General features: G+C 63.0%; 20 protein-coding genes. 12 read left to right on the forward strand and 8 right to left on the reverse strand.

All coding sequences use genetic code 11. The features are described 5' to 3' along the window. Positions 1 to 49: 49 nt before the first annotated feature. From ACNHGR_RS08400 to ACNHGR_RS08410, 3 genes are all read right to left on the reverse strand, one after another. Entirely contained in the window at positions 50 to 595 is a 546-nt protein-coding gene (locus ACNHGR_RS08400; RefSeq protein WP_475285364.1) for a glutathione peroxidase, read from the reverse strand. 41 nt (positions 596 to 636) lie between these two features. Continuing rightward, positions 637 to 1,347, reverse strand: coding sequence for a VIT1/CCC1 transporter family protein (locus ACNHGR_RS08405; RefSeq protein ID WP_475285366.1), 711 nt, complete (start codon positions 1,345 to 1,347; stop codon positions 637 to 639). Positions 1,348 to 1,447: 100 nt separating this feature from the next. Then, on the reverse strand, positions 1,448 to 3,229 hold the full coding sequence (locus ACNHGR_RS08410) for an ABC-F family ATP-binding cassette domain-containing protein (protein WP_475285368.1): 1,782 nt from the start codon (positions 3,227 to 3,229) through the stop codon (positions 1,448 to 1,450). A gap of 182 nt (positions 3,230 to 3,411) precedes the next feature. Here ACNHGR_RS08410 and ACNHGR_RS08415 point away from each other — a divergent pair, with 182 nt between their 5' ends. The 7 genes from ACNHGR_RS08415 to ACNHGR_RS08445 all read left to right on the forward strand — a co-directional run bounded on the left by ACNHGR_RS08415 (position 3,412) and on the right by ACNHGR_RS08445 (position 8,468). Continuing rightward, positions 3,412 to 4,143 (forward strand): SIMPL domain-containing protein, encoded by a 732-nt coding sequence (locus ACNHGR_RS08415; protein ID WP_184266001.1) that lies wholly within the window; start codon positions 3,412 to 3,414, stop codon positions 4,141 to 4,143. Positions 4,144 to 4,217: 74 nt separating this feature from the next. After that, positions 4,218 to 4,556, forward strand: a complete 339-nt coding sequence (locus ACNHGR_RS08420) for a hypothetical protein (RefSeq protein ID WP_184271876.1) — start codon at positions 4,218 to 4,220, stop codon at positions 4,554 to 4,556. A 51-nt stretch (positions 4,557 to 4,607) separates the two neighbouring features. Continuing rightward, positions 4,608 to 5,273 carry a response regulator transcription factor gene (locus ACNHGR_RS08425; protein WP_066601032.1) on the forward strand — a complete coding sequence of 222 codons (666 nt, stop codon included), beginning with the start codon at positions 4,608 to 4,610 and terminating at the stop codon, positions 5,271 to 5,273. Between the two features lie 181 nt (positions 5,274 to 5,454). Next, positions 5,455 to 6,762, forward strand: a complete 1,308-nt coding sequence (locus ACNHGR_RS08430) for a sensor histidine kinase (protein ID WP_475288365.1) — start codon at positions 5,455 to 5,457, stop codon at positions 6,760 to 6,762. A 103-nt stretch (positions 6,763 to 6,865) separates the two neighbouring features. Beyond that, positions 6,866 to 7,486, forward strand: coding sequence for a DUF3885 domain-containing protein (locus ACNHGR_RS08435; RefSeq protein ID WP_475285371.1), 621 nt, complete (start codon positions 6,866 to 6,868; stop codon positions 7,484 to 7,486). A 250-nt stretch (positions 7,487 to 7,736) separates the two neighbouring features. Continuing rightward, the gene (locus ACNHGR_RS08440; protein ID WP_475285372.1) at positions 7,737 to 8,090 is read left to right on the forward strand and encodes a YbaN family protein; all 354 of its coding nucleotides are present in this window, start codon (positions 7,737 to 7,739) and stop codon (positions 8,088 to 8,090) included. A gap of 69 nt (positions 8,091 to 8,159) precedes the next feature. Further along, a complete protein-coding gene (locus ACNHGR_RS08445) occupies positions 8,160 to 8,468 on the forward strand; it encodes a YdeI/OmpD-associated family protein (protein ID WP_475285374.1) in 309 nt (102 codons plus the stop codon). Between the two features lie 308 nt (positions 8,469 to 8,776). On the opposite strand, the gene ACNHGR_RS08450 is transcribed toward ACNHGR_RS08445, so the two are convergent. Continuing rightward, positions 8,777 to 10,000, reverse strand: a complete 1,224-nt coding sequence (locus tag ACNHGR_RS08450; protein WP_475285376.1) for a polyhydroxyalkanoate depolymerase — start codon at positions 9,998 to 10,000, stop codon at positions 8,777 to 8,779. 128 nt (positions 10,001 to 10,128) lie between these two features. On the opposite strand from ACNHGR_RS08450, the gene ACNHGR_RS08455 reads away from it, so the two are divergent. Next, positions 10,129 to 10,785 carry a glutathione S-transferase gene (locus tag ACNHGR_RS08455; RefSeq protein ID WP_475285377.1) on the forward strand — a complete coding sequence of 219 codons (657 nt, stop codon included), beginning with the start codon at positions 10,129 to 10,131 and terminating at the stop codon, positions 10,783 to 10,785. Between the two features lie 41 nt (positions 10,786 to 10,826). Beyond that, positions 10,827 to 12,476, forward strand: coding sequence for a M28 family metallopeptidase (locus ACNHGR_RS08460; RefSeq protein WP_475285379.1), 1,650 nt, complete (start codon positions 10,827 to 10,829; stop codon positions 12,474 to 12,476). Positions 12,477 to 12,617: 141 nt separating this feature from the next. Here the strand turns inward: ACNHGR_RS08460 and ACNHGR_RS08465 are convergent, their stop codons facing one another. Both ACNHGR_RS08465 and ACNHGR_RS08470 read right to left on the reverse strand, forming a co-directional pair. Beyond that, the gene (locus ACNHGR_RS08465) at positions 12,618 to 13,970 is read right to left on the reverse strand and encodes a glycoside hydrolase family 27 protein (protein WP_475285381.1); all 1,353 of its coding nucleotides are present in this window, start codon (positions 13,968 to 13,970) and stop codon (positions 12,618 to 12,620) included. Positions 13,971 to 14,022: 52 nt separating this feature from the next. Beyond that, positions 14,023 to 14,724 (reverse strand): glutamine amidotransferase, encoded by a 702-nt coding sequence (locus tag ACNHGR_RS08470; protein ID WP_475285383.1) that lies wholly within the window; start codon positions 14,722 to 14,724, stop codon positions 14,023 to 14,025. 110 nt (positions 14,725 to 14,834) lie between these two features. On the opposite strand from ACNHGR_RS08470, the gene ACNHGR_RS08475 reads away from it, so the two are divergent. Together ACNHGR_RS08475 and ACNHGR_RS08480 are read left to right on the forward strand one after the other, a co-directional pair. Further along, entirely contained in the window at positions 14,835 to 17,177 is a 2,343-nt protein-coding gene (locus ACNHGR_RS08475) for a GH92 family glycosyl hydrolase (RefSeq protein ID WP_475285385.1), read from the forward strand. A 4-nt stretch (positions 17,178 to 17,181) separates the two neighbouring features. Then, positions 17,182 to 17,892, forward strand: a complete 711-nt coding sequence (locus ACNHGR_RS08480; protein WP_475285387.1) for a rhomboid family intramembrane serine protease — start codon at positions 17,182 to 17,184, stop codon at positions 17,890 to 17,892. 57 nt (positions 17,893 to 17,949) lie between these two features. Here the strand turns inward: ACNHGR_RS08480 and acnA are convergent, their stop codons facing one another. Then, entirely contained in the window at positions 17,950 to 20,619 is a 2,670-nt protein-coding gene (gene acnA, locus ACNHGR_RS08485; protein WP_475285388.1) for an aconitate hydratase AcnA, read from the reverse strand. 173 nt (positions 20,620 to 20,792) lie between these two features. Between acnA and ACNHGR_RS08490 the strand changes: the two genes are divergently transcribed. Next, positions 20,793 to 21,074, forward strand: coding sequence for a hypothetical protein (locus tag ACNHGR_RS08490; protein ID WP_475285390.1), 282 nt, complete (start codon positions 20,793 to 20,795; stop codon positions 21,072 to 21,074). A gap of 309 nt (positions 21,075 to 21,383) precedes the next feature. Here ACNHGR_RS08490 and ACNHGR_RS08495 read toward each other — a convergent pair whose 3' ends face one another. Further along, positions 21,384 to 24,149: a bifunctional aconitate hydratase 2/2-methylisocitrate dehydratase gene (locus tag ACNHGR_RS08495; RefSeq protein WP_475285392.1), complete on the reverse strand. Its 2,766-nt coding sequence runs from the start codon at positions 24,147 to 24,149 to the stop codon at positions 21,384 to 21,386. Positions 24,150 to 24,199: the final 50 nt, after the last annotated feature.

Below are 24,199 nucleotides of genomic sequence, written 5' to 3' on the forward strand. Positions count from 1 at the left end.
AGCAGCAGCGCGCTTGCAATCAGACTCCGCGCGATCACTTTACCTGTTTTCATCGGGCCAGTTCCGCCTCGATCGCCGCGACCAGCGCCGGGTCGTCCGGCGCAGTCGTCGGCGCAAAGCGCGCCGCCACGCTGCCATCCCTGGCAATCACGAACTTCTCGAAATTCCACAACACCTCGGGCTCCGGATTGGGCGTAATGCCATAGCCGGTCAGTTTCTCGCGGAACGCCGCGCCATCGCCCTGCGCATCGGGCTGCGCGCTGGTCAGCGCGGCATAGAGCGGATGCTTGTCCGGCCCGGTGACGACGATCTTTTCGAACATCGGAAATTCCACGCCGAAATTGGTGGTGCAGAAGGTCGCAATCTCGTCATTGCTGCCCGGTTCCTGCGCCCCGAAGTCATTGGCGGGGAAGCCAGCGACCACCAGCCCCTTGTCTTTATAATCGGCATAGAGCTTTTCCAGCCCCTCATATTGCGGGGTCAGGCCGCATTTGGACGCGACATTGACCGCCAGCACCACCTTGCCCGCATAATCGGCCAGGCTGGCGTCCGCCCCCTTGATGGTCTTGAGCGGGATCTGCTGGATATCGGTCATGGGGCGTCTCCTTGGGAATCAGGTCGGCGCGGACCTTGGCATCAAATCGCCGCGCCGAACAGATGCCCCGCACCCGCCGTCACCCCCATTGCCAGCGCCCCCCAGAACAATGTCCGGACGATCGACCGCAACGGCTTGGCCCCACCCAGCTTTGCACCGACATGCCCCAGCAGCGCAAGGCAGAGCAGACACACCCCAACGATCGCCACGATTGCGCCGCCAGCCGGCGCCATCGCCGCCGCCACGACCGGCGGCGCGGCCCCAGCAGCAAAACTCGCGGCAGACGCCAGCGCCGCCTGCACCGGCCGCGCCGTCGCCAGATCGGATATGCCCAGTTCGTCGCGCGCATGGGCGCCCAGCGCGTCGGCCGCCATCAACTGCTCGGCCACCTCCCCCGCCAGTTCCGGTGTCAGCCCACGCTCGACATAGATGTCGCGCAATTCCAACCATTCGGCATGGGGCTGGGTGCGCAGCGCCTTTTCTTCCTTGGCCAGGTCCGCGCGCTCGGTATCGGACTGCGCGCTCACCGACACATATTCGCCCGCCGCCATCGACATGGCCCCCGCGACCAATGCCGCCACGCCCGTCAACAAAATGGCCTGCGAAGACGCTCCGGATGCCGCGATGCCGGCCATCAGGCTGGCGGTCGACACGATCCCGTCATTCGCCCCCAGCACCGCCGCCCGCAGCCAGCCGACCCGGTTGACATAGTGGATGGCGTGGTGGGGGATCGGCCCGGTTTGCGTGTCCATCACATCCCCCTTCACTGCGTCTGACACCTACTCTGCCGTTCGTTTCGAGCGAAGTCGAGAAACGGTTCTCGATACGCTCAAACCAAACGCAAACGGGGCGTTACCCCGCCAACCCTTCCGCCTTTTCCGCCAGTTCCAGCCAGCGCTCCTCGGCCGCATCCTTCTCGGTCCGCGCCTTCTCGATCGCTCCGGTCAGCGCCGCAAATTTTTGGGGATCTTTCGTATAGAGCGCCGGGTCGGCCAAAGCCTCCTCATCCCGCGCAATCGCCGCTTCCAGTTCCTCGATCCGCTTGGGCAGCAGGTCCAGGTCGCGCTGATCCTTGTAGCTCAGCTTCGCCGACACCGGCTTGGGGGGCGGTGGCGGCGCGGCGTCCTTCTTCTCGACCTTCGCCGCCTTGCGCGGGTCGCGCTTGTTGATCCAGTCGGCATAGCCGCCCACGATCACATCGACGACTCCGGTACCGTCCAGCCCCAAAGTCACCGTGACCGTGCGATCGAGGAAGTCGCGATCATGGCTGACGATCAGCACCGTCCCGTCATAATCCGCGATCACTTCCTGCAACAGGTCGAGCGTTTCGAGGTCCAGATCGTTGGTCGGTTCGTCCAGCACCAGCAGGTTGGATTCGCGCGCAAATTCCCGCGCGAATAAAAGCCGCGACCGCTCGCCGCCCGACAATGTCGCGACCTTCGCCTCGGCAAGGCTCGGATCGAACAGAAAATCCTTGAGATAGCCATGGATATGCTTGCGCACCCCACGCACGTCGATCCAGTCGCCTCCTTCGGCCAGCACGTCGCGCACACTCTTGTCGCCCTGCATCAGGCTGCGCTGCTGGTCGATGAAGATCATGTCCAGCGTCTTGGCCAGTGTCACGCTACCACTATCTGGCGCCAGTTCGCCGGTCAGCAGCTTCAGCAGCGTGGACTTGCCCGCACCATTGCCGCCGACGATGCCGATCCGGTCACCGCGCTGCACCCGCAGGCTGAAATCCTTGATGATGGTCCGGTCGCCGAAAGTCTTCGTGACATGCTCGACCTTGATGACGCTCTTGGTTTTGCTGTCGTCGCTCGCCACCGCGATCTTGGCCGTGCCCTGCGGCCCCTGCATCGCCGCGCGCGTCGCCCGCATCTCCCACAGTTTCGCCAGCCGTCCCTGATTGCGCTTGCGCCGCGCCGTGACGCCGCGCTCCAGCCAGTGCGCCTCGATCTTCAGCTTCGCGTCCAGCTTCTCCGCCGCCCGCGCCTCTTCGGCGTAGACCGCTTCCATCCACTGCTCGAACCCGCCAAAGCCGATCTCGTTGCGCCGCATCTGCCCCCGATCCAGCCACAAGGTCTGGCGCGTCAGCCGCGTCAGAAAGGCGCGGTCATGGCTGATGACGATGAAGGCGCCATTATAGCGCGCCATCCAGTTCTCGATCCAGTCGATCGCGGCGATGTCCAGATGGTTGGTCGGTTCGTCCAGCAACAGCAGGTCCGGTTCACTCGCCAGCGCCCGCGCAATCGCGGCGCGGCGCCGCTCACCCCCACTCGCCGTTTTCGCTTCCCGGCTCAGGTCAATGCCCAGCTGGTCGGCAATCGCCTCCACCTCATGCGCGGGCGGCGCGAACTCGCCCGCCAGCGCAAAATCATGCAGCGTCTGGAACGGCGTGACGTCCGGGTCCTGCTCCAGCGTAATGACCCGTGCGCCCGGCTGCACCGACCGCACGCCCTCGTCCGGCTCGATCTGCCCGCCGATCAGCTTCAGCAGCGTCGTCTTGCCCACGCCATTGCGGCCGATCAGCGCCAGCCGATCCCGCGCCCCCACGGCGATATTGAGGCCACGAAAAAGCCAGTGCGAACCCTGCGAGAGGCCAAGATTTTCGAACGAGAGAATAGGAGCTGCCATGGCGGTGCAGCTAGAGCATTTTCTTGGGCGGTGGAACCACCTTATCCGCCCCTCCCTCGTCATTGCGAGCGTAGCGAACAGCGGAACCCGAAAGCTGTCAGACGGCTTTCAACGCAGGACAGCGTCCATTCATCGCACCCCGGCCAAATATGGGGGCAAGGACTCACAGAGGAGAAACGTCCATGAAATCCGCTCTCGCCCTGATGGCGCTCGGCGCCGCCGCCCTTCCGGTCGCGGCTGTTGCCCAGACCAGCGTCACCATCGCAGAGACGGCGCCGATCGTGACGCTCAACGTCACCGAAAGCGTCGAAGCCGCGCCCGATGTCGCCACCGTGGGCACCGGCGTCCAGTCCCGCGCCATGACCGCGCAGGCCGCCATGCAGGATAATGCCGCCAAAACCGAAAAGCTGATCGCCGCCCTCGCAAAAGCCGGCATCGCCAAGAAGGACATCCAGACCAGCGGCATCAACCTCAACGCCCAATATGATTACAGCAACCGCGACGGCCAGCCGGAAGGGCCGCGCTTCATCGGCTATGAGGCCTCCAATCAGCTGACCGTGAAGCTGCGCGACATCAAGAAGGTCGGCGCCTCGCTCGACGCCTTCGTCGCGGCCGGCGCCACCAATATCAACGGCCCCAGCTTCTCGATCGACGATCCCTCGCCGATGATCCAGCAGGCGCGCGGCACCGCGCTCAAGAGCGCGAAGGCGCAGGCGGACTTCTATGCCCAGGCGGCCGGCTATCGCAGCGCGCGCCTCGTCTCGATCGCCGAAAGCAACAGCGGTGGCCAGCCGCCCATGCCGATGGCCATGACCGCCCGGTTCAAGGCGGACTCGGCCCCCGTCACCCCGGTCGAACCCGGCCAGGTCAGCGCGTCGGTCACCCTGACGGTGCAATACGCGCTGGAAAAGTAATCGACGCAAAAGGCGGCGGCGCTTGTGTGCCGTCGCCTTTTCTGTTCATCTTCGCGCCATTCACCACCTGTTCAATGCCATTCACCTATGCCATGCCCATGAATATGAAGTGGAACAGCCTTACTGCTGCGATCACGGCAGCCCTTGCTCTGGCGGTGGCCATCCCCGCCGCCGACGCCGGCAACCGCCGCGACGAGCAGGATGCCGCGCGCCGGGCGATGCTGGAGGGGCAGGTCATGCCCTTCGCCATGATAAAACGCCGCGTCGATGCGGCGGTCGATGGTGCCTCCTATGTCGGCAGCGAATTCAACCCCTCGTCCAACCGCTATCGCCTCAAATATGTGAAGGACGGCAAGGTCGTATGGGTTGATGCCGATGGCCGGACAGGCGATATCATCGGCATGGCGCGCTGACCGGCGCGCGCCCTTTAAGATTCACGCATAACAGAAACGGACAAAAGCCCCATGCGCCTGCTGATCGTCGAGGATGAACCGAATCTGGGCCAGCAGCTCAGGAACACGCTGGAAGGCGCCGGCTATGCCGTGGACCTCGCTACCGATGGTGAGGACGGCCATTTCCTCGGCGCGACCGAAAGCTATGACGCGGTCGTGCTCGACCTCGGCCTGCCCACCATCGACGGCCTGACCGTGCTCGACCGCTGGCGCAAGGAAGGCCGCGCCTTCCCGGTGCTGGTCCTCACCGCGCGCGACAGCTGGTCGGACAAGGTCGCCGGGCTGGACGCGGGCGCCGACGATTATCTCGCCAAGCCCTTCCAGAGCGAGGAACTGATCGCCCGCCTGCGCGCGCTCATCCGCCGCGCATCGGGCAATGCGTCGAGCGAACTCACCGCCGGCGACGTCCGCCTCGACACCCGCTCGGGCAAGGTCACGCTCAAGGGCGACCCGGTAAAGCTCACCGCGCAGGAATATAAGCTGCTCTCCTACCTGCTCCATCACAAGGGCAAGGTGGTCAGCCGCACCGAACTGATCGAACATATTTACGATCAGGATTTCGACCGCGATTCCAACACGATCGAAGTCTTCGTCACCCGCATCCGCAAGAAACTGGGTGCCGACGTCATCACCACCATCCGTGGCCTCGGCTACAGCCTGGACGAGCCGGGGCGCTGAATCCTACTCACCCCTCGACCGTTCGGGCTGAGCCTGTCGAAGCCCTTTTCTTTTCTTCAAAAGGAAGAAGAGCCCTTCGACAGGCTCAGGGCGAACGGCTTTTGGGGCTATTGTAGACGTCCGCATGACCGATCCTATATCCCCTCCCCCCGTCCGCTCCACCGGCTCCATCAGCCGTCGGATGATGGGCATCGCCGCGCTGTGGATCAGCGTGCTGCTGATCGGCGGCGGCGTGGCGCTGGACCGGGTGCTGGCCGACGCGATCACCCGCAATTTCGACGACGGCATGAACTATGTGCTGACCGCGATGATCGCGACGTCGGAAATCGGCCCGGACGGCGAAGTCCTGTTCAACCGCGAACTGGCCGACCAGCGCTTCCTCGAACCCAGCAGCGGCCTCTATTACCAGATCAGCGCGAAGGGCCATGAAGACTGGCGCTCCCGCTCGCTCTGGGACCGCGCGCTCAAGGTGCCGGCCCAGCATAATGACCGCCACCTCCACATCTACAACAGCAAGCAGTTCCCCGGCGAGGATCTGCGCGTCATGGAACGCACCGTCATCCTGCCCGGATCGAACACGCGCTGGATGTTCATGGTGGCGCAGGCGCGCGAGGGGCTGGACAGCCAGATCCGCACGCTCCGCTCCACCCTGTTCAAGAGCTTCGCCCTGCTCGCGCTCGGCCTCTTCGTCCTGGCGACGCTCCAGACCTTCTACGGCCTGCGGCCGTTGCGCAAGGTACGGCTTGAAATCATCCGCATGCGCGACGGGCAGAAGAACCGCGTTACCGAACCCATGCCCGCAGAAGTCCTCCCCATGGTCGAGGAACTCAACGCCCTGCTCGCCCATAATGAGCGGCAGGCGGAGGAAGCCCGCACCCATGCCGGCAACCTCGCCCATGCGTTGAAAACCCCGCTCACCGTCATCATGAATGCCGCCACCGCGCAGGCGCCCGACCTTGGCGACGCCGTCATCCGCGAAGCGACGACGATGCGGCGGCAGGTCGACCATCACCTCGCCCGCGCCCGCGCCGTCGGCCGTCGCGGCGCCGCGCAGAGCCGCGCGGAGGTCTGGCCCAGCCTCACCGCCGTCGAGCGCGCCGTGCAGCGCCTCTACCCCGAAGCCCGCGTCGACATGGACGGCGACAAGGACGCCGCCGTCCGCGTAGAGCGGCAGGATCTCGACGAAATGCTCGGCAACCTCATCGAAAATGCCGCCAAATATGGCGGCGGCAGCGTCTTCGCGACCGTGGTCGCCCGCACCGGCGGCATGGTGGAAATCCAGGTCGAGGATGACGGCATGGGCATACCGGAGGCCGACCGCGTCCGCATCTTCGATCGCGGCGTCCGTCTCGACAGCGGCAAACCCGGCACCGGCCTCGGCCTCGCCATCGTCCGCGACGTCGCCGAAATCTACGGCGGATCGGTGGCGCTGGAGGAAAGCGAGGATCTGGGCGGATTGCTGGTAAGGCTGCGTCTGCCGGCGGCGTGATAGAGAGCGGCGGCTCGCGACCAGAAATTGCCAGCTGGCTCGGCGTTTAACGGACCTGAAAGCGGACATTGCGCCATCCGGGGCGATCCTGATAACTAGCCTCATGGCAATTTCCGGCATAGAAACTTTATGGTCGAGACTTTGGGCACGTCGTTTCGGCCCGGATGATGTGCGGTTGCGCTTTGAGCTTGGCGGCGAAGAGTTCGATAACATCGGCCAGTCAGTTCCTCGCTTTATCCAAGCGCTTCATAGGTCTTCAACCATAGCCGACAGGCTATTCTGCAAGAGTTGCGTTGGCCTGGTCGCTTGGAACGGACGAGAGCCGAACCCCATAGGCATTACCGAAGTAAAAAATGGCTTCGATGCGCTGAAGTCTACTGGCTTTAACGCCGATCAAATCGGCGAGTGGAACACCCCACTTTATCCAGACTCACATGGCGATGAGGCGGATGTCTGGACAGTTCGCAGCTACGAAATAAGCAATAACAAGGCTGCTCGTGACACGATTCTTTGGCACGCAATTGCCGATGAAATGCCGATCTACCCAAGCGCGTCCGTCGTGACTTTTTTGATCGATCCTGATAATTCTATCATGCTCCATGCCTATGATGATCGGGGAATGGACGTAATGGCTGATGACGCGGCACGACTGCGCGATGCCTATTCGAGCTTCGATGGGTGGCTTCTGGACTATGATCGGAAGCGGATGGGCGTTTTGTTTTAGCCGTGTCTGCTTGTGACGCCGCGCCGCTCGAAAGTGGACAGTCCGCCGTCCACCCATTTTCGTCTTTGCGAGCGAAGCGAAGCAATCCATGGTGCGCCACAGTAGATTGCTTCGCTTCGCTCGCAATGACGGCCTGAAAGCCGCCATTTCGCGATCCCCACCCTTCTTCGTCATCCCCACAACCACCTTGCCATTCCACCCTGCACCTGCGAAGCAATAGCAATTTACCCCCACCCCCACAGGACACCCCATGCGGCGGCACCTCTATCTTATCGCAGGGTTCCTCTCGATCGGCCTCGGCACGATCGGCGCCTTCCTGCCGCTGCTGCCCACCGTTCCGTTCATGATTCTCGCCGCCTTCTGCTTCGCCCGCTCCAGCCCCCGCCTTGAAGCGAAGCTATTGGATCACAAGCATTTCGGCCCGCATATCCGCCGCTGGCGCGAACATGGCGCGATCAGTCGCCGGGGCAAGAAGGCCGCGATCGGCGCCTTCGCCTTCAGCGTCATACTGGCGCTGATCTTCTCGCCCTGGCCCTGGTATCTCATCCCCGTCGCCGCCGCGCTGATCGGCGGTAGCTGGATCTGGACCCGCCCGGAACGCTGACCACCGCGCCGCCATGGACATCCGCCACCGCCGCAGCCAGACTAGGGCCGCTCCACCGGGAACCAGCCTATGTCAGACGCTTTCGCCCACGGCACGGTCCATGAAGCCGCGCAAGACCTGCAAACCGCACTCGGGTCGGACCCGCATATCCTTCAGCTTTGGGAAGGCCTGACCCCGCTCGGCCGCAACGAATTCATCTGCTGGGTCGATGACGCCAAACAGGCAAAGACCCGCGAGCGCCGCATCGCCCGCACCTGTGAGGAATTGCTGGAGGGCAAGAAGCGCCCCTGCTGCTGGCCCGGCTGCATCCACCGCACCGACAAGGCGCCCGGCAATTGGCAACAGGCCGTCCTGATCGACAAGCAGAAGAAGGGCTGACTGACGCACCGGCATCGCCATCCGGTTTATGCGAAACCGGTTCATCATATCCGACGTCATCCTGAACTTGTTTCAGGATCCATCGGGCCGCCATACCCACTCAGCCTTTGGCAAGCGCCATTGCCCCACCAAAATCTGTCCTACACGCCGCCGCGCTGGTAAAAGCCATCCCGACTCTTTCCCATCGTCAACGCCCGTCACACCCGAAGACGAAGCGCAACATCCTGTCGCCACCACGCACGAAAATGTCGAAATTAGCGGGAAATATGCGAAGTTAAGCCGCGCTTTTCCTATCGCGCGGCTCGCCCTCAGTTCATCGCCAGGATCATGTTCCGCACCTGCGGATAGACCTGCTTTTCCCATTTGCTCCCGGAAAAGACGCCATAATGGCCGACGCCCGGTTGCAGATGGTGGCGCTTCATATGCGGCCGCAGCCCGGTGCACAGCGCATGCGCGGCCGATGTCTGGCCCACCGCGCACACATCGTCGCGCTCGCCCTCGACCGTCAGCAGCGCCGTATTGCGGATCGCGCCCGGATTGACCTTGCGCCCGCGCACGGTCATCTCGCCCTTGGCCAGCAAGGTCCGCTGGAACACCATGTCCACGGTTTCGAGGTAAAATTCCTTGGTCATGTCGAGGACCGCGAAATATTCCTCATAGAATGTCTTGATCTTGTCCGCCTCGACCGTCTTACCGTCGGCCAGCAACTGATAGAGTTCGCGATGCTGCGAAGAATGCCGCTCCATGTTCATCGACATGAAGGCCGACAGTTGCAGGAAGCCCGGATAAACCTCCCGCCCGCGTCCGGCATAGCGGAACGGCACGACGGAGATCAGATTCTCCTCGAACCATTCGATCGGCTTTTCATTGGCCAGATCGTTCACCGCGGTCGGCGCCGCATTGGGGTCGATCGGCCCGCCCATCAGCGTCATCGACCGGGGCGTCGCCCGGTCCTTGTCCTCGGACATCAGCGCCACCGCCGCCATCGCCGGCACGCAGGGCTGGCACACCGATACCAGATGCGCGCCCTCGCCCAGTTCCTGCAGGAACTGTATGATATAGTCGACATAATCGTCGAAACCGAACCGCCCGGCCTCCAGCGGCACGTCGCGCGCATTCTTCCAGTCGGTGATATAGACGTCATGGTCCTGCAACAGCGTCTGAACCGTGCTGCGCAACAAGGTGGAAAAATGCCCCGACATCGGCGCCACCACCAATACGCGCGGCTGTTCTGCCTCCACCTCATCCTTCACGAAATGCAGCAGGTCGCCGAACGGCAGTTCCAGCGCAATCTCCTCGCGCACCGACACCTCGGCATTGCCGCTCTGGACGGTATGAATGTCATAGGCCGGCCGCTTATGCGTCAGCTTCGCGCCTTGGAACACGTCCATCAGGGCGAACATGCGGCGCGGCATCGCCCAATCGGCCATCGGCCCCATCTTGTCGCGCATGCCCAGCGCGACCTGCGCCCCGAACCGCGCTGGCGCCAGCATGTCGTTCCAGGCCTGATAACCGCTGTAGAGCATGCGCATGATGGTGGCTGAGCCTTATCCTGTGAACCCGAAATCGAATCAGTATTTTGATGCAACGCTATACATGCTTTTAATGTTGCACTGCATCATCATAAATGTGAGGTTGTACAAAAGCAGGAGAGTCTCTCATGGCCGTCGCGACGCTCACTCTTTCCAGCAAAAACTACTCTTCCTGGTCGCTGCGCGGCTGGCTTTTGTGCCGACTCGCGGGGTTGCGGGTGGTGGAACAGATGGTTGCGCTGGACGATCCGGAAAATCGCGCCGAATTGCTGCTTCTTTCCCCCTCCGTGCTGGTACCGCGCCTGACGCATGAGGGCGCAAGCGTCTGGGACACGCTGGCGATCGCCGAATATCTGCACGAACTTTACCCCAATGTCGGCATGTATCCCACCGATCGGAAGGCACGCGCCCATTGCCGGTCCGTCTCCGGCGAAATCCATTCCGGCTTCGCCAACCTCCGCTCCGCCCTGCCGATGAACCTCAAGGTCCGGCACAGCAAATTCCCGGTCTTTCCCGGCGCCCGCCCGGATATTGAGCGGGTCGAAACCATCTGGGCCGAATGCCTCGACAGCTATGGCGGCCCCTGGCTGTTCGGCGACGAACCGACCGTGGCCGACGCCATGTTCGCCCCCGTGGCGCAGCGTTTCCTGACCTATGCCGTGGCGGTATCGCGCAAGTCCGCCGCCTATTGCGAAACCATCAACAGCTGGCCCCTGATGCGCGAATGGATAGAGGATGCCCGCGCCGAACCCGACGAAATGATCGAACTCGAAACCGAGTTTTAAACAGCCTTTCCCCCATCGCACCGGGGGGTTAGAGCGGGTCCATGATCACACGCACCCTCGCTCTGGCCCTTGGCCTTGCCGCCCTTCCCGTTCACGCCCAGACCGTCGAACCGGCCCGCCTCGAACAGTCGGTCCGCACCCTCGCTTCCGACCTGTTTCAGGGTCGCGCGCCCGGCACCATCGGTGAAGAGCGCACCATCGGCTATCTCGTCGCCCGCTTCGAGCAGTTAGGGCTGGAGCCGGGTGGCCCGGACGGCCAGTGGGTGCAGACAGTTCCCTTGCTCCACACCCGCCTCGGCCAGTCGGAAACCCTCTCCGTCGCCCAGAACGGCACCGTCACCCCCTGGACCTTCGGCCGGCAAGTCTACCTCTCCACCCTCCAGCCCAGGGACAAGGTCGCCGTCGCCAACGCACCGATGGTCTTCGTCGGCTATGGCGTCTCCGCCCCCGAACGCGGCTGGGACGATTTCAAGGGCGCGGACCTGAAGGGCAAGGTCGCTGTCTTCCTCATCAACGACCCGGATTTCGAGGCGGCCAAGGGCGAAGACCCGTTCGGCAAGTTCGGCGGCAAGACCATGACCTATTATGGCCGCTGGACCTACAAGTTCGAGGAAGCCGCCCGTCGCGGCGCGATCGGCGCGCTGATCGTGCATGACACGCCGGGCGCCGGCTATGGCTGGAACGTCGTCGTCAGCCCCGGCGGCGAAAATTACGACCTCGTCCGCCCCGCCGACAAGCTGACCAGCCTGCAAGTGCAGGGCTGGGTCGAAGGCGACGCGGCCAAAGCCCTCTTCGCAGGCGCCGGACAAGACCTCGGCGCCCTGCGCAAGCAGGCCCGCTCCGCCAAATTCAAGCCGGTCGAGCTCAAGGGCGCGACCTTCTCCGCCGCCTTCCCGGTAACCCAGGAAGTCGTGCAGAGCGCCAACGTCCTCGCTCGCATTCCCGGCGCCAAGCGGCCGGACGAAACCGTCATGTATGGCGCCCATTGGGACGCCTATGGCGCTGGCAAGCCCGACGCGCAGGGCCGCATCTACCGCGCCGGCGCCAATGACGACGCGCTCGGCATGGCCGGCCTGTTCGAAATCGCCCGCGCCTTCAAGGCTGGCCCCGCCCCCGACCGCTCGATCGTCTTCGCCGCCTGGACGGCAGAGGAACGCGGCCTGCTGGGTTCCGAACATTATGCCCAGAACCCGGTCTATCCGCTCGACAAGATGGTCGCGAACCTCACCATCGACGTGCTCCAGACCGCCGGCAAGGCCAAGGATGTGATCCTGATTGGCAAGGGCCAGAACAGCCTTGAGGACGACCTCGCCAAATTCGCCTCGGCACAGGGCCGCGTCATCACGCAGGAAAGCCTGCCCGAACGCGGCCTCTTCTACCGCGCCGACCATTTCTCCATGGCCAAGCGCGGCGTGCCCGTGCTGCTGATGATGGGCCTCGCCGGCGCATCCGACATGGTGGAGGGCGGCCGGGCGGCGGGTCAGGCGTGGATCGATGCCTATACCGGCAAATGCTATCATCAGGCCTGCGACGCCGTGGACGACACATGGAAGCTGGACGGCGCCGCGCAGGACGTAGAGCTGATGCTCGACATCGGCCGCGACCTCGCAAACTCGACCCGTTGGCCGCAATGGAAGGCCGGATCGGAGTTCAAGGCAGCACGCGACAAGAGCGCAGCGGTCCGGAAGTAATCTTCTCCCCTCCCTTCTAGGGAGGGGCCGGGGGTGGGTAGCGAGCGTAGCGAGCCTCCTTCGGAGGCACCCACCCCGACCCTTCAAACGAGGCACGTGACTCGTTTGAACTTGAAAGGGAGGGGCTTTTGTCTTTTGTCTTTAGCTCAGACGGTACAACCCAGCCCCATGCGACGGCAGCATCGCGGATACCCGCTCTGCATGCGCACCCAGCGCCTTCCCTTCCCACAAATCCCGAACCGCCACCGGTCCGCTGATCCCCAGATCGCGCAACCTCACGCCAACCTCCCGCGCCTTGTCGCCGGTGTTGAACAGCGCCAGATACCGCCCCTTCCCATCCTCCGGCACGGCCGACCAGACCCGTGCCCCATCCTCCACGAAATGCGGGCAATTGCCATGACTCGCCTGATTGACCGCGATCACCTCCCTGTTGGTCAGCAGCGCCAAAGTCGCCGCATCCAGATGACGCAAATCGCCCCCCATGATCAGCGGCGACCGGGCGATCGCCCATAATGTCATCAGCGTCTTCTGCTCATCCGGGGTAAAGCGCGTATCCCGCTCGCCCAGCGCCAGCCGCCCCAGCGGCAGCATGTCCGCATCCGGCCAGCTGCCCGGCCCGCGCCAGGGCGTCCAGTTTTCCAGCCGGGTAAACTGCGCCTCCAGCATCCCCCAGTCATCCCAGAAATCGTCGGAAATCCGCCACATCTGCGCATATTTGCGGACATGATCGCCCCGGATCACCGGCGTCTCCCCCGGCGAAAGGCTTAAGGTTATGGGCCGCCCGGTCGCCACGATCGCCTTGTGCGCCGCCTCGATCTCCGGCGCATGGGCGTCATAGGGCCGGCTCATATCGTCCATCTTGACGAAATCGACGCCCCACTCCGCATAGAGGCGGAAGATACTGTCATAATAGGCCTGCGCGCCCGGCCGCGTCATGTCGACGCCATACATGTCCGGGTTCCACGAACAGACGCTGCGCTTGTCCGCCACATCCGCCGCGCGATAGCTGGTCCCCAGGATCGGCAAATTCGCCTCCACCGCCGCGCGCGGAATGCCGCGCATGACATGGATGCCGAACTGCAGGCCCAGTGCATGCACCTCCCTGGCAAGCTGCGTAAACCCCTTACCCCCCGCGCTGGAGGGAAAGCGATTGGGCGCCGGGATCATGCGGCCATGGGCGTCCATCGCCGGCCTGGGCTTGGCATTATAGGTGTAGCTGGACGCCTCCGGCTCGTACCACTGGATGTCGACGGTGAAGACATCATAGCCGAAGGGCAGCAGCTTCTCCGCCATGATCCGGGCCGTTTCGCGCGCCTGCGCCTCAGTGATGGTGGTGGCAAAGCTGTTCCAGCTATTCCACCCCATCGGCGGTCGTGGCGCGAGCATCGCCCCACCCCGCTCCACCGGCGCCGCCCCCGCGCGTACCGCTCCCGCAGCCGCAAGCCCTGCCACTCCGCCCGCGAGCATATCGCGGCGGCTGGCCTTCATGGTCATCCTCGTCATTTGTCGGAGTTAATAGAAAGTCGGATATGAAAGCAACCCGACTTCAGGCTTCAATCCCCGCCAGCCATTCGCCGATCATCGCCCGGCCGGCCGCGACCGCAACCGGCCCATGCAAACCATGATCCTCGCGCAACGCGATCCCGCATTGCTGCGCCACATCCAGATCGGCCCAGAAATGCGTCAGCCAATCCTCGAAGCGCGGATCTTCGCCCATTTCCGCGTGAAATTGCACCGCCAGCAGATTGGCTCCGCGTCGGAACGCCTGGTGCGCATATTTCGCCGTCGATCCCAGCAATTCGACATTGTCGGGCAGATCGAACGTATCGCTATGCCAGTGCAGCACCGGCACGCCATCAATATGCCGCAACGGGGATGCAGCACCCGCCGCATTCACGCTGACCGGCGCAAAGCCCAGTTCCATCTGCCCGCCCGGATAGACCCGCGCGCCCAGCGCCGCCGCAATCATCTGGCTGCCCAGACAAACCCCCAAAGTCGGCCGATCTGCCGCCAGCCGCGCCGCCAGCTTCTCGATCTGCACCGGAATCCACGGATGGATATCCTGTTCGTAAACGCCCATAGGCCCGCCCATCATGATGAGCAGGTCAGGCTCGCACAGGTTCACACCGGCAAAATCGGGGCTGGCCACATCGATGCGATCGATATGATAACCAGCGGCCTCTATGGGCTGGAGATACCCTGCCGCACCCTCGCGCGGCACATGACGGACGATCAACGCTCTTTTCATTGCTGATTCGGAGGCTAGACAATGTCGCGGCCCACCGCCACCCCAGCCTTTCTTCATGCGGCCAAATCAACACTATTGGACAATGGTAAAAGTCGTGATTTAACCGGCGCATGAACGCCTTTCGCATCGCCCGCGCGGCCATCGCCGCCAGCCTCCTCGCCGGCACAGCCCTTATGGCCCAAAGCCCGACCAGCGCACCGGCCGCCAGCGACGATCCGGTCGAGGCAGTCGATCCCTTCATCGGTACTTCGGGCGAAGGCCACACCTTCCCCGGCGCCGTCGCCCCCTTCGGCATGGTCCAGCTCTCGCCCGACACCCATGTCGGCCCCGCCCGCCAGACCTATAATTGGGCCGCAGGCTACCGCCACGAAGACCCGACGATCCTCGGCTTCTCCCACACCCATTTTTCCGGTGCGGGCCATAGCGACCTCGGCGATTTCCTGGTCATGCCGGTCAGCGGCGACAGCGTCCCGCTGGAGGCCGGCGACGACAGGACGCCCGGCTTCCGCTCCCGCAAGGCGGACGAAACCGCATCCCCCGGCTATTATGCCGTCACCCTGACCGACCCCGGCGTCCGCGCGGAACTGACGGCCGGCACCCGCACCGGCATCCACCGCTATGCCTTCCCGGCGGGCAAGGCCGCGCATCTGGTGCTCGATCTGCGCAGCATCATCTACGACTATCCCGGCAAGATCCTCTGGTCCTCCATCCGCATCCGCCCGGACGGCACGATCACCGGCGCCCGCGAAGTGCGCGGCTGGGCCACGCCGCGCCGCATCTTCTTCGCCATGCGCTTCTCCGCACCGCTGACCGCCCACCAGTTCGTCAGCACCGAAAAGGATGTGCTCTACAAGGGCTTCAAGGGACCGGGCCGTGGCCCCGAAACGCTCGACTCCCTCTCCGGCCGCGCCATCGTCGCGCAACTCGACTTCGGCCAGCTTACAAAGCCGCTGGAGGTGAAGGTCGCCCTGTCCGGCGTCGATGAGGATGGCGCCATCGCCAACCTCGCCAGCGAACCGGGCGATTTCGACACGATCCGCGCCAAGACCCGTACCGCCTGGAACGATGCCCTGGGCGCGGTGAAGATCGCCGCCCCCGCCCCGATGCGCCGCAACATCTACACCGCCCTCTATCACAGCCTGATGGCACCAAGCGTCTGGAGCGACGCCGACGGCCGCTGGCGCGGTCCCGACGATCAGGTCCATGCGGGTGAAGGCTTCACCATGCATTCCACCTTCTCGCTCTGGGACACGTTCCGCGCCGAACATCCGCTGCTCACGCTGGTCCAGCCCGAAGCGAAAAATGCCGATTTCGTCAACTCGCTGGTCGCGGGGCAGAAGGCTAGCCCCTTCGGCATCCTCCCCGTCTGGCAGTTTGGCGGCAAGGAAACCTGGACCATGATCGGCTATCATGCCGTCCCGGTCATCGCCGACGCCTGCCTGAAAGGGATCAAGGGCATCGACTGCGCTGCCGCGCTGAAGGCCATGGTCGCCAGCGCCGATTATGCCCCCTATGGCGGCCTCGGCGACTATATGAAACTCGGATACGTCCCCATCGACCGCGAACCCGAAGCCGCGTCCAAGACGGTCGAATATGCCTATGACGACTGGACCATCGCCCGCCTCGCCCGCATTCTCGGCGACAGCGCGACCGCCCAACGCTTCGAAAAGCGCGCCCAAAACTGGCGCAACAGCTTCGACGCGAAAACCGGCTTCCTCCGCGCACGCAAGGCAGACGGCAGCTTCCGCACCCCCTTCGATCCCACCGCCATCAATTACGGGTCGGATTATACGGAGGGCAATGCCTGGCAATATAGCTGGTTCATGCCCCACGATCAGGCCGGCCTGTTCCGCCTGCTCGGCGGTGACGCAAAGACCGTGGCGAAGCTCGACGCGATGTTCGACTATGACAACAGCAAGCTCGACTATAGCCATGCCGAGGATATTGCCGGGCTGATCGGCCAATATATCCATGGCAACGAACCCAGCCACCATGTCGCCTATCTCTACAGCTATGCGGGCCAGCCCTGGCGCACGCAGGAGCGGCTGAAGCAGATCGTAGATAGCCAGTATAAGCCCACGCCCGATGGTCTGGCCGGCAATGACGATCTGGGGCAAATGTCCGCCTGGCTGGTCTTCACCGCGCTCGGTTTCTATCCGGTGGCACCGGGCAGCAACGAATATGTGATCGGCCGCCCCTTCGTGGAGCGCGCCGACATGGCGCTGCCGGGCGGCAAGCACTTCACCGTGATTGCAGACGGCCTGTCCGACGCCAACCCCTATGTCAGCCGGGTAACTCTTAACGGCAAGCCGCTTGATCGGGGCTACATTACCGACGCGGAACTGCGCGCCGGGGGCGAACTGCGCTTCACCATGCAGGCCGCACCCAACAAGACATGGGCGACCGGCGTGAGGGCGCGGCCTTATTCGATGACAAGCTATGAGAAGCAGTGAGCCTGTGTCTCTGACCGCAGCCAACGGTTCTGAAGCCCAGGTCGCAACGACGGACGATCCAGACATCCAGGAGATCGTGCTGCCATGGCACCACTATGTACCAGCTATACTGCTCATCGTCCCGATGACGCTGGCCTTCATCCTCTATTTTTTCTCGAACGGAATGGTCGATTGGGCCATTTCGGCTCAAAAGCTGCGGCAAGGCCAATATGCGCCGATCATCCTGCACATGTTCGCGCACGGCTCCATCATGCACATCGTGATGAATAGCACCGCGCTATACGGTTTGAGCGCTGTCACGATATTACGGCTGGGCGGCGACGCCGTCGCTTGGGCCAAATTTTATATCCTGTTCCTGCTATCGGGCTTAGCCGGAGCAGCTACCTATCTCGCCTTTCACCCTTACGGAACCACCCCCATGCTGGGTGCATCAGGCGCAATCTTTGGACTCATCGGCCTCATCGTGCGGTTTCCTGCCGTTGATTTTCCTCCCATTCCGCTATGGTCAAGGGACATGGCATCTGCCACCATCGACATCCTCAAAAGCCATTTCTGGCTCCTGCTGATCTTCACCCTCCCCGCGCTGCTAACCAATAGTTCAGGCGGCCTTGCTTGGGAGGCACATCTTGGCGGCTTTATCGCTGGCTTATTACTCTCTCCGGTCCTGATCCGGACAACTGAAAAACAAATCCGGTCGTTTGAAGGCGTTGGATAATGAAAGGGCGCCGTCCTACCGGATGGCGCCCTTTCATCTGAGGCAGGCAAACGACCGTCAAGCGGCCAGCTTGCGCAGCACATATTGCAAGATCCCGCCGTTCAGGAAATAATCCAGTTCGTTGACGGTATCGATCCGGCACAGCGCGGTGAAGGTGAAAGTCGACCCATCGGCTCGCTTCACGATCACGTCCACATCCTGCCGCGGCTTCAGGTCCGCGACGGCCTGGATGGTGAACGTCTCATCCCCCGTCAGGCCCAGCGTGTCGCGCGTGTCGCCATTTTTGAACTGCAACGGCAGCACGCCCATGCCGACCAGGTTGGACCGGTGGATACGCTCGAAGCTTTCCACGATCACCGCGCGCACGCCGAGCAGGTTGGTGCCCTTCGCCGCCCAGTCGCGCGACGATCCGGTACCATATTCCTTGCCGCCGATGACGACCAGCGGCGTGCCATCGGCCTTGTGCGCCATCGCCGCGTCATAGATCGGCATGACCTCGCCCTCATAACGGGTCATGCCGCCCTCGACGCCGTCCAGCATCAGATTCTTGATGCGGATATTGGCGAAGGTGCCGCGCATCATCACCTCATGATGGCCACGCCGCGATCCGTAGCTGTTATAGTCCGCCTGCGCGACCTGATGCTCGCTCAGCCACTTGCCTGCGGGCGATGACGCCTTGATGGAGCCGGCCGGCGAAATATGGTCGGTGGTGATGGAATCGCCGAAGATCGCCAGCGGCTTCGCCTCGATGATGTCCGTCACCGGCGCGGGCGTCATGGTCAGCCCTTCGAAATAGGGCGGATTGGCGACATAGGTCGATCCCGCGCGCCATTTATAGGTATCCGATCCGGTCACCTCGATCGCCTGCCAGTGCGCGTCGCCCTTGTAGACATTGGCATAACGCGCCTGGAACATCTGCCGGTCGACGGCGCCCGCCAGCGTGGTCGCCACCTCGTCATTGGTCGGCCAGATGTCCTTCAGGTACACCGCTTCGCCATCCGTGCCCGTACCGATCGGCGTGGTGATGAAATCCTCGATCACCGTGCCTTTCAGGGCATAGGCGACGACCAGCGGCGGCGAAGCGAGGAAGTTCGCCCGCACATCCGGCGACACGCGCCCTTCGAAATTGCGGTTGCCCGAAATCACCGCCGCCGCGACCAGCCCATTATCGTTGATCGCCTTGCTGATCGGTTCGGCCAATGGCCCCGAATTGCCGATGCAGGTGGTGCAGCCATAGCCCACCAGATTGAAGCCGATGGCGTCCAGGTGCGACTGCAAGCCAGCCTTCTCCAGATAGTCGGTCACGACCTGCGATCCCGGCGCCAGCGACGTCTTGACCCATGGCTTTGGCTTCAGGCCGCGCTCGTTCGCCTTCTTCGCGACCAGCCCAGCGGCCACCAGCACGCTGGGGTTCGACGTATTGGTGCAACTGGTGATCGCGGCGATGGTGACGTCGCCGTCGCCAATATCGAAATCCTTGCCCTCCACGGGCACCCGCGCCTGCTCCTTCTTGTAGGTGTTGACCATGTCCGCGTTGAAGACGTCATCGACCTCCGGCAGCGCAACCCGGTCCTGCGGGCGCTTCGGCCCGGCGAGGCTCGGGACGACGGTGCCCAGATCCAGTTCCAGCGTATCGGTAAAGATCAGGTCCGCATCGGGATCGATCCAGAAGCCCTGCTCCTTCGCATAGGCTTCGACCAGCGCGATAGTGTCGTCGGTCCGCCCGGTCAGGTGCATATAGTCGAGCGTCTTCTGGTCGATGCCGAAGAAGCCGCAGGTCGCGCCATATTCCGGCGCCATGTTCGCCAGCGTCGCCCGGTCCGCCAGCGACAGGGTGGCAAGGCCCGGCCCGAAATATTCCACGAACCGGCCCACCACGCCGCGCGCGCGCAGCATCTGGGTGCAGGTGAGCACCAGATCGGTGGCCGTTACGCCTTCCTTCAGCGTGCCGGTGAACTTGAAGCCCACCACTTCGGGAATCAGCATCGACACCGGCTGGCCCAGCATCGCCGCCTCCGCCTCGATCCCGCCCACGCCCCAGCCCAGCACGCCCAGACCGTTGATCATGGTCGTGTGGCTGTCGGTCCCGACGCAGGTATCGGGATACGCAACGGTCGCGCCGCTTTCGTCGACCGAAGACCAGACGCCCTGCGCGATATTCTCCAGATTCACCTGATGGCAGATGCCCGTGCCCGGCGGCACCGCATAGAAATTGGCCAGGCTCTTGCTGCCCCATTTCAGGAAGTCGTAGCGCTCCATATTGCGCTGATATTCGATCTCCATATTGTCCTGGAACGCGCGGGGCGTGCCGAACTCGTCCACCATGACGCTATGGTCGATCACCAGATGGACGGGCACCTGCGGGTTGATCTTGGCGGCATCCGCGCCCAGCGCGTTCATCGCATCGCGCATCGCGGCCAGATCGACCACGCACGGCACGCCGGTAAAGTCCTGGAGCAGCACGCGCGCCGGGCGATACTGGATTTCGCGCTCGGCCTTGCCCTTGTCCTTCTGCCAGTCGACGATCGCCTGGATATCCTCGACCGTGACAGTGACGCCATCTTCAAAACGGAGCAGATTTTCCAGCAGCACCTTCATCGAAAAGGGCAGTCGCGACACGTCGCCCAGCTTCTCGGCGGCCTTCTTCAGCGAATAATAGGCAATGTCCTTGCCGCCGACATCCAGCGTGTCGCGCGTGCCAAGTGTATCCTGTCCGATGGCGGTCATAATATGTGCGTCTCCTCGCATGGCCTCGGCCCAAGGATGGCGCGTTTCCACCAGAGGCTCCCCGAACGGCGATAAACAACCGCAAGGCAAGGTGGCAGGGAGCGCCCCAACCATGGTCGAAGCAGATATGTCCCGATGCTGCGGTGCCATAACATTTGATCGGGTCAAATCAAATGGCATTGCAGCTGAAACCCTTATGTAGGGATACGTTTCGCCCCTTTAAACGTTGCATCGGCAGAAAAGGGGATACAGTCATGGACGCAGCTTTTTCGCCCGTTGAAACCACAATAATTGCGATCAATCCGCAATATTATCAGGGCCGCAAAACCCCCTGTCCCGACTGCGGCAGCAGCCAGTGGATCGTGGGCCGTGTGGTGGCCGAATGCGCCCATTGCGACACGCCCCTGCCCCTTGCCGCATCGCAACATCGCGCATGGTTCGGCAGCGTCTCCTGACGTCAGGCAACTGCCACCAGTTCCCTCATCGCTACCCGTTCGTCCTGAGTAGCCGCTGAGCCCTTCGACAGCCTGCTTGCAGCAGACGCTCAGGATAAACTTCACCAGAGGTGAAGTCGAAGCGGCGTATCGAGGGATAGCCCACATCGGCCCCTTCGATACGGGACTTCGACAAGCTCAGTCCCTACTCAGGGCGAACGGATCAATTTTAACTCTGACCAGAAACGACAAAGCCGCCGCCACACATCCCAGTAGCGGGAAAGCATGGCGGCGGCCGTGTCACCAAAGGGCCTTAGCCCTTGGGTCAGATCAATGCGCGGCGGACGGCGCGAACTTGGTCAGGTCGATACCCGTGACCGCGCTCTTATATTCGTCCATGTTCGGCGTACGGCCAAGGATGGTCGACAGCACCACGACCGGGGTCGAGGCGAGCAGCGATTCACCCTTCTTGTTGGCGGTATCTTCCACGACGCGGCCCTGGAACAGGCGGGTCGAGGTGGCGAGGACGGTGTCGCCCTTCGATGCCTTTTCCTGATTGCCCATGCACAGGTTGCAACCCGGACGCTCCAGATAGAGCATATTCTCATATTCGGTGCGCGCGGCGGTCTTGGGCGCCACGTCATCGAACTCGAACCCGGCGTACTTCTTCAGCACGTCCCAGTCGCCCTCGGCCTTCAACTCGTCGACGATGTTGTAGGTCGGGGGAGCGACGACCAGCGGCGCCTTGAACTCGACCTTGCCTTCGCTCGCTTCGATGTTCTTCAGCATCTGCGCCAGGATCTTCATGTCGCCCTTGTGCACCATGCACGACCCGATGAAGCCCAGATCGACCTTCTTGGTGCCGCCATAATAGGACACCGGGCGGATCGTGTCGTGGGTGTAGCGCTTGGACACGTCGGCATTGTTGACGTCCGGGTCGGCGATCATCGGTTCGTCGATCAGGTCCAGGTCGACCACGACTTCGGCGAAATATTTCGCATTGGCGTCGGGCGTCAGCGCCGGCTTTTCGCCCGAACGGATTTCCGCGATGCGCTTGTCGGCCAGGGCGATCAGGCCCTTGAGCGTACCGGCGGCATTTTCCATGCCCTTGTCGATCATGATCTGGATGCGCGACTTGGCGATTTCCAGCGACTCGATCAGCGTTTCGTCTTCGGAAATGCAGATCGATGCCTTGGCCTTCATTTCGGCCGTCCAGTCGGTGAAGGTGAAGGCCTGGTCGGCCAGCAGCGTCCCGATATGCACTTCGATGATGCGGCCCTGGAACACGTTCTCACCGGCAAACTGGTGCAGCATCTGCGCCTGCGTCGCATGGACGACATCGCGGAAGTCCATATAGGGCTGCATCTTGCCCTTGAACGTGACCTTCACCGACTGCGGGATCGGCATGGTCGCCTCACCGGTAGCCAGCGCCAGCGCGACGGTGCCCGAGTCCGCACCAAAGGCAACGCCCTTCGACATGCGGGTATGGCTGTCGCCGCCGATGATGATCGCCCAGTCGTCCACGGTGATGTCGTTCAGCACCTTGTGGATGACGTCGGTCATCGCATGATAGACGCCCTTGGGGTCGCGCGCAGTGATGAGGCCGAAATTGTTCATGAAGCTCATCAGCTTGGGGATGTTGGCCTGCGCCTTCTTGTCCCACACCGATGCCGTGTGACAGCCCGACTGGTATGCGCCGTCGACCAGCGGCGAGATGACGGTGGCCGCCATCGCTTCCAGTTCCTGCGCGGTCATCAGGCCGGTGGTGTCCTGCGACCCGACGATGTTCACCTTCACGCGCACGTCGGAGCCGGCATGCAGTATCTTGCCCGGCGTCACGCCCACGGCATTGCGGTTGAAGATCTTCTCCACGGCGGTCAGGCCCTGATCCTCGACCGTGATTTCCTTGTTCGGCGCGAACACCTTGGGCGCTTCGATGCCCAGCGTCTCGGCGGCGAAGGTCTGGAGCTTCTTGCCGAAGACGATGGCATAGCTGCTGCCCGCCTTCATGAATTCCATCTTCTGCGGCGTGAAGGACGCGGCCACGTCGACCAGTTCGTTACCGGCCTCGTCGGTCAGCTTCTTGTTCTTGACGTCGATCTTCAGCACCGTGCCGGTCGCAACGGAAAACTTCTCTTCAAGGACGGGGTTGCCGTCATTGTTCAAAATGACCTTGCCGTCCGGACCGGTCATCTTCACCCAGTTCTTCAGGTTCAGGCCGATGCCCCCGGTCACGTCCACGGTAGTCGCAAAGATCGGCGAAATGCCATTGGTGCCCGCGACGACCGGCGCATAGTTGACGAAAGGCACATAGGGGCTCTGCTGCTTGCCGGCCCACAGCGCCACATTGTTGACGCCCGACATGCGCGAGGAGCCGACGCCCATCGTGCCCTTTTCGGCGATCAGCATCACGCGCTTGTCGGGATGCTGGATCTTGAGCGCCTGAATTTCCTGCTGCGCGGCCGGCGAGATCATGCACTGGCCATGCAGTTCGCGGTCGGAGCGCGAGTGCGCCTGGTTGCCCGGCGACAGAAGGTCGGTCGAAATATCGCCTTCGCCGGCGATGAAGGTCACGACCTTGATCTCGCCTTCGACGTCGGGCAGCTTCACAAAGAATTCGGCGTTGGCGTAGCTTTCGAGCACATCCTTGGCGACCGCATTGCCAGCCTTATAGGCGTCGCGCAGGCGGAACATGTCGGCGTCGTACAGGAACACCTGCGTCTTGAGCACGTCGCCCGCCTGACCGGCCAGCGCCGCGTCATCGCCCAGCGCGATGTCGAGCAGCACGGCGATCGAAGGACCACCCTTCATATGGCTCAGCAGTTCCAGCGCGAAGGCCGGAGTGATTTCCGCGACGGTCACGTCGCCCAGCACGATCTTCTTGAGGAAGTCGGCCTTCACGCCCGCAGCGCTCGTGGTGCCCGGCAGCGTGTTGTAGATGAAGAATTGCAGCGCGTCGGCGCGATGTTCGCTGCTCGCATCCTGGATCAGCGCGATGAGGGCGGCAACCAGTGCGCCATCGTCGATCGGCTTGGGCGCGAGTCCCTGAGTCTTACGGCTTTCGATTTCTGCCAGATAATCCAGGTAGATGCTCATCTCGTTCCCAACGTCATATAAAGTGCACGGAGTCGACGCGCAGCGCCACT

The organism is Sphingobium sp. RS1 (genome assembly GCF_056156825.1).

Coding starts and splice junctions, on each gene's coding strand:
- ACNHGR_RS08400 (WP_475285364.1), bottom strand. CDS start 595: ATGACCGATATCCAGCAGATCCCGCTCAAGACCATCAAGGGGGCGGAC.
- ACNHGR_RS08405 (WP_475285366.1), bottom strand. CDS start 1,347: ATGGACACGCAAACCGGGCCGATCCCCCACCACGCCATCCACTATGTC.
- ACNHGR_RS08410 (WP_475285368.1), bottom strand. CDS start 3,229: ATGGCAGCTCCTATTCTCTCGTTCGAAAATCTTGGCCTCTCGCAGGGT.
- ACNHGR_RS08415 (WP_184266001.1), top strand. CDS start 3,412: ATGAAATCCGCTCTCGCCCTGATGGCGCTCGGCGCCGCCGCCCTTCCG.
- ACNHGR_RS08420 (WP_184271876.1), top strand. CDS start 4,218: ATGCCATTCACCTATGCCATGCCCATGAATATGAAGTGGAACAGCCTT.
- ACNHGR_RS08425 (WP_066601032.1), top strand. CDS start 4,608: ATGCGCCTGCTGATCGTCGAGGATGAACCGAATCTGGGCCAGCAGCTC.
- ACNHGR_RS08430 (WP_475288365.1), top strand. CDS start 5,455: ATGATGGGCATCGCCGCGCTGTGGATCAGCGTGCTGCTGATCGGCGGC.
- ACNHGR_RS08435 (WP_475285371.1), top strand. CDS start 6,866: ATGGCAATTTCCGGCATAGAAACTTTATGGTCGAGACTTTGGGCACGT.
- ACNHGR_RS08440 (WP_475285372.1), top strand. CDS start 7,737: ATGCGGCGGCACCTCTATCTTATCGCAGGGTTCCTCTCGATCGGCCTC.
- ACNHGR_RS08445 (WP_475285374.1), top strand. CDS start 8,160: ATGTCAGACGCTTTCGCCCACGGCACGGTCCATGAAGCCGCGCAAGAC.
- ACNHGR_RS08450 (WP_475285376.1), bottom strand. CDS start 10,000: ATGCGCATGCTCTACAGCGGTTATCAGGCCTGGAACGACATGCTGGCG.
- ACNHGR_RS08455 (WP_475285377.1), top strand. CDS start 10,129: ATGGCCGTCGCGACGCTCACTCTTTCCAGCAAAAACTACTCTTCCTGG.
- ACNHGR_RS08460 (WP_475285379.1), top strand. CDS start 10,827: ATGATCACACGCACCCTCGCTCTGGCCCTTGGCCTTGCCGCCCTTCCC.
- ACNHGR_RS08465 (WP_475285381.1), bottom strand. CDS start 13,970: ATGACCATGAAGGCCAGCCGCCGCGATATGCTCGCGGGCGGAGTGGCA.
- ACNHGR_RS08470 (WP_475285383.1), bottom strand. CDS start 14,724: ATGAAAAGAGCGTTGATCGTCCGTCATGTGCCGCGCGAGGGTGCGGCA.
- ACNHGR_RS08475 (WP_475285385.1), top strand. CDS start 14,835: ATGAACGCCTTTCGCATCGCCCGCGCGGCCATCGCCGCCAGCCTCCTC.
- acnA (WP_475285388.1), bottom strand. CDS start 20,619: ATGACCGCCATCGGACAGGATACACTTGGCACGCGCGACACGCTGGAT.
- ACNHGR_RS08490 (WP_475285390.1), top strand. CDS start 20,793: ATGGCATTGCAGCTGAAACCCTTATGTAGGGATACGTTTCGCCCCTTT.
- ACNHGR_RS08495 (WP_475285392.1), bottom strand. CDS start 24,149: ATGAGCATCTACCTGGATTATCTGGCAGAAATCGAAAGCCGTAAGACT.